General features: G+C 59.0%; 7 protein-coding genes. 2 read left to right on the top strand and 5 right to left on the bottom strand.

Features of this window, described 5'->3' with window-relative positions; all coding sequences use genetic code 11:
* Positions 1–57: 57 nt before the first annotated feature.
* The 5 genes from AWC25_RS03900 to AWC25_RS26380 form a co-directional block, all read right to left on the bottom strand.
* Positions 58–624 carry a hypothetical protein gene (locus AWC25_RS03900; protein WP_158089723.1) on the bottom strand — a complete coding sequence of 189 codons (567 nt, stop codon included), beginning with the start codon at positions 622–624 and terminating at the stop codon, positions 58–60.
* 100 nt (positions 625–724) lie between these two features.
* Positions 725–973, bottom strand: coding sequence for a hypothetical protein (locus AWC25_RS03895; protein ID WP_085166381.1), 249 nt, complete (start codon positions 971–973; stop codon positions 725–727).
* A 5-nt stretch (positions 974–978) separates the two neighbouring features.
* On the bottom strand, positions 979–1188 hold the full coding sequence (locus AWC25_RS03890; RefSeq protein ID WP_085166380.1) for a hypothetical protein: 210 nt from the start codon (positions 1186–1188) through the stop codon (positions 979–981).
* Positions 1189–1456: 268 nt separating this feature from the next.
* On the bottom strand, positions 1457–2353 hold the full coding sequence (locus AWC25_RS03885) for a bifunctional DNA primase/polymerase (RefSeq protein ID WP_085166379.1): 897 nt from the start codon (positions 2351–2353) through the stop codon (positions 1457–1459).
* A gap of 225 nt (positions 2354–2578) precedes the next feature.
* Entirely contained in the window at positions 2579–3160 is a 582-nt protein-coding gene (locus AWC25_RS26380; RefSeq protein ID WP_142278680.1) for a hypothetical protein, read from the bottom strand.
* Between the two features lie 510 nt (positions 3161–3670).
* Between AWC25_RS26380 and AWC25_RS03870 the strand changes: the two genes are divergently transcribed.
* The gene (locus tag AWC25_RS03870; protein WP_085166377.1) at positions 3671–4846 is read left to right on the top strand and encodes a hypothetical protein; all 1176 of its coding nucleotides are present in this window, start codon (positions 3671–3673) and stop codon (positions 4844–4846) included.
* A 358-nt stretch (positions 4847–5204) separates the two neighbouring features.
* Positions 5205–5585: a hypothetical protein gene (locus AWC25_RS03865; protein ID WP_085166376.1), complete on the top strand. Its 381-nt coding sequence runs from the start codon at positions 5205–5207 to the stop codon at positions 5583–5585.
* Positions 5586–5740: the final 155 nt, after the last annotated feature.

Genomic DNA, 5740 nt, shown 5'->3' with positions numbered 1-5740 from the left:
TGCCATGGTGACATCCTTCCAGCCCGCCCACGTTGGGCAAGCCATCTCAGTTGTCACCTATCCGTGCAGCAGACCCAAGTCCTGAAACTCCTCTGGTTCAAAGGTTGCGTTGCACACCTTGGTGATTAGGTCCGCCGGGTTGTGCGTCCGGCACTCCTCGCTGCGAAGGTCGAGCGTGCAGTTTTGCAGATTGATGATGTACGGGTCGGCGTCTAAAGCCCGAGGCTCGGTGGCGAACTCAGGCCAAGACTGCGCGATTTCCTTGACTCCGCGGATACCGGCGGCGCTTTGGCAGCTGCCAGCGTCTTTCTTCAGCTTGTCCGCGTATGCCTTAAGCCGGTCGCTTTCCGCTTTGTCGGAACCCTTGAGTAGCGCAGCTTCTCTTGCCTTCCGGGCCGATATCGTCATCGCGCGGTCCAGCGTCTTCAGAACGAACTGGGTTGATTTGTTGAGTGAGTCCACTCGCCACCGAATCAAGTCCCAGTAGTGCCAGCCAACGCCGGGAACATAGATCAGCTTGCCCGCGTAGACCTTGCGAAGTGCCACGGCCATCCGCACCTGTCCTGCGCTGTGCTTTTCGGCGATGATCGGGTCGACACTCGGATTGCCCTCTGCTACATTCACTGTCATTCACTTTCACGACGTGCCCCGCTTCTCTGTCCCAAAATTGAGGCGGGGCACGTTATTTCGTTGTCGAGGCTTCACCGCCTTTGGTTGACGTACATTAAGTGCGTTCGGTCGCGAGCGGGTTATCCTCGTCATACATCCATAAGTAGGCAATCACAATGTCTGTGGCGTGCTCGGTTGCCGCGATTGCCCGAAGCACATCGCTGACTTGGCTGCAGTCGCCGAGCTCGACTGCGTTCCACAGCGCGACGGCCCAACGGCGACGGTATTCGTCCCACTCCTGTCCGTTCACAATGCAATCGGACCGCATGGGGAGAATGTTGTTCGTGTTGTTGCGACTGGTCATAGCAATTAGCCCTCTACCCGATCTCCGGCAAGCCACGCTTCAACGTCCTTGTGTGCGTAGTAGACACGACCGTTGACCTTGGTGCGCTTCAGGGGCTTTCTGCCCTCGTAAGCTGCCGTGATGACGGACTTTTCGGTGATGTGCTTCAACCCGCGTGCCTGTGCAATGGCAACTACTTCCGCGCGGTCATAGAACTGCTGTGCTGGCGCAGTCATTCCTACTCTCCTCTGATCTGCCAAGTCGGGCCGGTTGCCCGCGAACCCTGTGGTAAGTCAGACGTTAGCGGACAAACGCGCGCGAAGCACCAGTTAGACGTCGGAAGCTATTGGGGCACAGCGTAATACGGCACCGCATTGGCTGAGAGTGGTCATTAGCCGTGCTCTAATAACCGAAAGCTTTCTAGTTTCCTGTACTGGGAATGCCGCGATAGAGCGTCTGAAATACCGCAATTGACCGTTCCGGGGCTCTAATGCTGCAAACGGGCTACGCGTACTCTCTGGAGTCGGTGCCGGGGCAGCGGTCACTTTTCAGCTGCAGATGCTGCGCGCTGCTGTTCTCCGCCACATCGATGGCCCATTGCACAAGGCGAGAAAACTCGCCGCGATCTCTATCCCAGTGTTCCCGAAGGGTCCGTATGACTTGGCGGGCGGGGACATAGCCGATGCGGGCCTCGCCAAGGCCTACCTTTAGCGCTTCCCGCATCGCGTCATGCGGGCTGCGTCCGCGGTTAAGCAACACCGCGTGCAGCTTGAGCAAGGCGGCGATTTTGTGGGGCCTGGTGTTGCCGGTGTGTTCACGGCAGAACTGGCCGACGGTGGTCCTGCTGCCGCCACCCACCACCCCGGCCCCTGCCTGAACGCTATGTGTTGCTAGATAGTCGATCAGTTCAGCTGGTGCAGCCGGCGGTGCTCCTGCCCGTATAACGCGGCGATTCCCATAGGGAGGCAGCACCACCCCACCGCCCATGCAGCGGACCTCGCCGAAAGGTAGCGTCGGGTTGCCCAACCGCAGGCCGGGGGGAAGCGAAAACCAATAGTGGCCCCTGTTTGGGCTTTCCTGCGGTCGGGTGTTGACATACACCGCAGTTGCTAGATGCGGGCGCAGGTGGCGGGGAGTGAGGGTGGGTCGATCAACGTCGATCACCACGCAGCCGAACTGGCCAGGGCAGGTGGCCAGAGCCGTGAACTCTCCGAACTGCTCTCTCCACCGCTGTAGCTGAACCGCGTCAGTTGTGATGTCTCGATAACTGACCAGGTTCCAGCAGCTTTTGCCCTTGCCCTTAGACGGGTCAAACGGAGCCACCGGGACACCATGGGCGGCATACATCACAGCCGCATCGAAGGTGTCCCGGCCGGTGGTGTCCGGAAACGACCCGGACACGTCAGCGCCCCAGCACTGACTCAGCCTCGGCCAGCAGCCGCAAAGCTTCTGCCTTTTTCGCTTCGGCTCGTGACCGCCGTGCTGCCACTGACATTGATTCCTCGCGTACCACCGTGCGCACGAAGTCACTGGGCACACCAAGGTGCATGCTGATGGCTGCGGTGCACAAACCCTGTTGATGCAGGCGCAATATTTCCCTCGAGAAGCGTGCCACGGGTGGCGGGCCTATCTCGCTCGCCGCGTCCGTTTCGGCTTTTGCAGCGCTCTGCCGTCGTTGGGCTCGACCTCGTAGAGGATGTAGCCGTGCGCGCAGTAGGCACCTTCCCTGTTCCAGCAATGCGAGGCACGATGCCCGTCGCCACTGCCCGCAGGACACGTGCAAAAACCTCGACCGCCCAGCACGGTGTCGTTGAACGTGCAATCAGCGGATTGCTGTAGGTGACGCTGCCACAACGGTAACGGCACTACAGCATCGGCGCGTGGAACCCAGTTTCTCTCAGCGTCCCAACGCTTGATCGACTCGATGCGCGCTGGGCCAAGGTGTCGCCCGTGAAAGTGGTGGTCCTTGCAGTATTGGCACCAAAACTGGAGCTGGGAGCCATCGTTTGTGCGCCAGGCGTGGATCACCGGATACAGCTCAAGGTCTCGATTCAGGTCATCGGCAAAGGCTTCCATTTGGTCACGTTCGGCCACCGTCCAATCGGTATCCACACCCGCCGCCGTGTTGGCATCGGCGATTCTTTGCCATGTTTCATTGAATTGAGACATTTCTTTCCTCTCGTTTTCCTTTTTGCTGGGTAAGCTCACAGTGACTCGACCAAAGCGTCGAGGGCGTTTCGACTCCAATAGGCTTTGCGCCCAACGATCTTCGGTCGAGGCAGCTTGCCGGTGTAGTACGCGTGATACTTGACAGTTTCAACGGTGGCTGCTGTGAAGCCAAGGGAGTTTAGGTATCGCGTGGCCTCTTGCAAGTCGAGGTACTGCGCGAAAGACGCGGTTCGTGTCATGGTGGTATTGCGCTCTCTGAATCTGCTTTCCGAAATGCAGTGTGGGCATGGCCCGTCGATGCCCATGCTAGCCCACTCCAGCCCGCTTGTCCGCGCCGCGATCATTTGCTGCGCGCCGACACATGATCGGGTATAACGCTTTTCAAGGGCATCGGGTCCGCCGTGTAAGTCTCCCCTAGGTGAACGAACCGACTCGAATTACCGGGTCTGGTTAGTACCGAACCGCTACCTTGCGGGCTGGCTCACCTTTCAGTCCGACGGTCCGCAAGGTATGTCGGTCTGAAACGGATAGCTACACGGAGACCACGAAATGACCATCACCACACACCCTCGCCCCAACCCCTTTGCCTTGCAGTCAATCTTGCGTCTGCCGCCGTTTGGTGCGGAAGGCGGATACCAGACTGAAGGCGATATCCTGGTCAATACCACCGCGGACGGCGTTGACCTACAAGTGATTTGGCAGGAAGTAGCCGCAGTCGTCAAGGCATGGAACGCCGAACGTAGCGCTCTGACCAACCTGTTGACGTTCAACACCACCAACACCGCCGATGCCATCCCTCAAAGCCGTAGCGTAGATAGCTTTGAAGAGGCTTCCGAGTACGGCGAGCCGGAGGCTTTGCGGCCTCCCAGTGACTACCACCTCATGGGATACACGTTCAAGGACTACGACAAGGCATCGCGCTGGACGTGGAAGTTCCTGCGGGACAGTACTGCTGAACAAGTGCGCGCTGTGGCCAACTACGCACTTGAAGCAGACAACAAGCTTACTACCGGCACTATTCTTCAGCGTTTGTTTGACCCGACACAGGGCGAAAACGAGTGGGGGCATCCGGTTTACGGGCTTTTCAATGGTGACGCGATGCGTCCTCCGGCCTACCTAGGCAAGGAGTTCGACACCGGGCATCAGCATTTTCTGGTCTCTCAAAGCGAGACTATCGATTCGGGAGACCTTGAGTTCGCCGTCCGCAACGTGACCGAGCATGGCTACGGAACTGAGCCCAATTCAAGGCTTTTGGCACTGATGAATCCGGCTCAAGCGGAGGTAGTCAGCCAATGGAAAGCTGGCGTGGAAAGCGCGCCTGACATCGTGGCGCGTCACGACTATATCCCCAGTGCTGGCGCTCCCGCCTACCTGCAGCCCGAGAATATCGTCGGCCAGGTCGCGCCAGAGTCTTTCAACGGCTTGAAAGTTCAAGGATCCTACGGCCAAACATGGATTATCCAAAGCGATTTCATTCCAGAAGACTACTTCGCCGTTGTCGCCACCTACGGAGCTAACAGTTCCGATAACTTGATCGGCTTTCGCGAACACCCGCAGCGCCAATATCAAGGCCTGCGAACAATTCCCGGTTTTCAACCGGGCTATCCGCTTCAGGATGCCTTTTTCACCCGCGCTTTCGGTGTGGGTGTTCGCCGTCGCGGCCAAGCCTGCGTAACACAGATCAAGGCAAGCGGCGACTACGACATCCCGGTGATCCCTCGATGACCGCGTCAGAATGGCTGGCGGGCAACCTTTCTGAGGTGCTAGTTGCCGTTGCCATAGCTTGCGCACCCCTGGCCGGCTCGGTTGCGCAAGCCAATGCGTCCCAGTCGGTCTCTCATGTGCAGGCAGGAGCTCAAGATGTCTAGAACCGGAGCAAACACCTCCGGCCTGGGAAGTCACTCCAACCCGATGCATGCCGTGGATCTGAAAGCACTTGACTCTGATGCGTCCGAATACAGCTGGGGCGCGGGCCTGGTACCGAAGGGCCTCGAAAATGCTCCACCGTCCGAAGGCGGCATGTACAAGGGCAAGACACCGCCGTGTGAAAACAACGTGCGCGTGGGCCGAAGGTAGCGGTGTTGTGGTGCGGGCCGCGTTGATCCCCCACACGTCGCCGATCGGCGGGTGCCACTATCCGCCAGATTGGCGAAACGTCACCCACGGCTGGCGCTGGTACCGAGTCGAAAACGGCCAGCTGATGTCGCCTCTGCAAGGTTATCCGCTTGCGCTGCCTTACAACGGTTTTCTGCCAGGGGCCTACTTCATCCCCGAAGCCATCCACCTGTGGCCGGTAGCGCTCATGCTTCGCGACCAACACTGGTACCCGTATGCATTCACCTTCGGCACCGTGTCCGGTCCACTACAGCGCGACTTCCAGATGCCCAGAATCGGATCTATGTCCGCCACCGCATACCAGGCACAGGTCATCCTCACCGACGGCAGCAGCTGTCCGTGGCCATGAAAAAGTACCCGCTGGTGGCCAAGTAGAGGTCCCCGCTGGTGGCCAGATAAAAGTCCCCACCCTGTGTTCGTCGTGTCGATCAGGAACTGTGGGCCCCGATGGTGACGGTGAAGGTGCCAACCAATCGCCACCACCACCGGGGAGTTCCATTGAAG

It is taken from the genome of Mycobacterium sherrisii, from assembly GCF_002102355.1.
GTDB lineage: Bacteria > Actinomycetota > Actinomycetes > Mycobacteriales > Mycobacteriaceae > Mycobacterium > Mycobacterium sherrisii.
This window is presented reverse-complemented; position numbering and strand designations above follow the sequence as displayed.

What these genes read in the sequence shown, in the direction of transcription:
- AWC25_RS03870 (WP_085166377.1), top strand. Translation starts at nt 3,671, where the DNA reads ATGACCATCACCACACACCCTCGCCCCAACCCCTTTGCCTTGCAGTCA.
- AWC25_RS03895 (WP_085166381.1), bottom strand. Translation starts at nt 973, where the DNA reads ATGACCAGTCGCAACAACACGAACAACATTCTCCCCATGCGGTCCGAT.
- AWC25_RS03890 (WP_085166380.1), bottom strand. Translation starts at nt 1,188, where the DNA reads ATGACTGCGCCAGCACAGCAGTTCTATGACCGCGCGGAAGTAGTTGCC.